Origin of the sequence: Mycobacterium sp. DBP42 (assembly GCF_005924235.1) — a bacterium.
GTDB lineage: Bacteria > Actinomycetota > Actinomycetes > Mycobacteriales > Mycobacteriaceae > Mycobacterium > Mycobacterium syngnathidarum.
This window is the reverse complement of sequence record NZ_VCMY01000095.1, coordinates 1-1593: the sequence shown is the minus strand read 5'-3', so window position 1 is coordinate 1593 and position 1593 is coordinate 1. Positions and strand designations below refer to the sequence as shown.

Sequence of the window (1593 nt, the reverse complement as noted above, 5' to 3'; positions counted from 1 at the left end):
ATGCGAGCGCGGACACACGCGCCGGTGTATTCGTGGCGCACCGCGTAGGCGGCGCGGCCCTTGAGCCGCTGAACCAGCGTGGAGATCGCCAGCGTCGGTGGGTAGGAGACGAGCAGGTGCACGTGGTCGGCCTCGCCGTTGAACTCGACCAACTCGGCGCCCAACTCGGTACACACCTCAACCATGGTGTGCTCGCAGAAGGTGAGCATGTCGTCGGTGAACACTTTCCGGCGGTATTTCGTCACGAACACCAGGTGGGCGTGCAGCAGCGACACGCTGTGGCGGGTGCGGCGATAGGTCGTTGTTGTCAGTGGGCATCTCTACGGTTGCGGTATGCAGATGCGTTATCGGTATCGCATCGAACCGACACCGGCCCAGCAACAGGTGTTGGCGCGGGTGTTCGGGTGCGCTCGGGTGGTGTTCAACGACGCGCTGCGGGTGCGCGACGAGGCGTATCGGGCCGGGGTGAAGCTGTCGGACAGCGAGATCCAGCGGCGCGTGATCACTGCGGCCAAGACCACCACCGAGCGGGCCTGGCTGTCGGAAGTGCCCAGTGTGGCGTTGGTGCAGTCGGTCAACGACTCGCGCCGCGCGTGGCGCAACTTCTTCGACTCGGGCAGCGGGAAACGCAAGGGCCGGCGGGTCGGTCGTCCCAGGTTCAAATCGCGCAAGGATCACCGGCAGTCGTTTCGGCTCACCCGCAACGGCTTCTCGATCCGCGCCAACAGCCGGCTGTTTGTGGCCAAGGTCGGCGAGGTGCGGGTGCGCTGGTCACGGGATCTGCCCAGCACACCATCGTCGGTCACGATCATCGCCGAACCCGATGGCCAGTTTTACGCCAGCTTCGTCGTCGAGGTGCCGGCTTCACCACTGCCGGTAGTCGAGCAAGAGGTCGGGGTGGATATGGGGATCACGAGGTTGGCCACGACCGCCACCACCGATGGCGGGCGGTCGGATATCGACAATCCGAAGCATTTGGGCCGCAAGCTGCGCAAGCTGCGGCGGTTGGAGCGGGAGAAATCTCGCCGGCAGAAAGGATCAGCCAACAGGGACAAGTCGCGGCGCAAGGTGGCCGTCGCGCACAATCAAGTCGCCCGTGCTCGGCGGGACTATCACCACAAGCGGGCTTTGGTGTTGGTTCGCGACAACCAAGTGATCCACGTCGAAGACCTCAACATCGTGGGCATGGTCAAAAACCGCCGGTTGGCGCGCGCGATCAGCGATGCGGGGTGGGGTCAGTTCGTGCGGATCATTGGCGAGAAAGCCGACCTCTACGGGCGCAGCGTGCACCCGGTGTCGCGGTGGCTGGCATCGAGCAAAACCTGCTCTACACCCGGGTGTGGGCACCGCCTCGACGAACTCCCACTACAGATCCGGCAATGGATGTGCCCGGCGTGCGAGGTAGTCCACGACCGCGACCACAACGCCGCCAAGATCATTCTCGCTGCCGGGCGGGCAGAGAGACTAAACGCCTGTGGAGCCTCGGTAAGTCCTCCCAACACACGGGATGCGCGAGGCGATGAAGCAGGAAGCACCCCAACCGCGGCATAGCCGCACGGGAATCCCCGCCATTCATGGCGGGGAGCACGTCAA

Annotated in this window: 2 protein-coding genes; one reads left to right on the top strand and one right to left on the bottom strand. The window is 64.7% G+C overall.

Annotated elements, in window-relative coordinates; translation table 11 throughout:
* A partial coding sequence (tnpA, locus tag E0T84_RS31510; protein WP_212757747.1) for an IS200/IS605 family transposase occupies positions 1-311 on the bottom strand: 311 nt, incomplete at its 3' end.
* 22 nt (positions 312-333) lie between these two features.
* On the opposite strand from tnpA, the gene E0T84_RS31505 reads away from it, so the two are divergent.
* Positions 334-1551, top strand: coding sequence for an RNA-guided endonuclease TnpB family protein (locus tag E0T84_RS31505; protein ID WP_138746420.1), 1218 nt, complete (start codon positions 334-336; stop codon positions 1549-1551).
* Positions 1552-1593 lie beyond the last annotated feature (42 nt).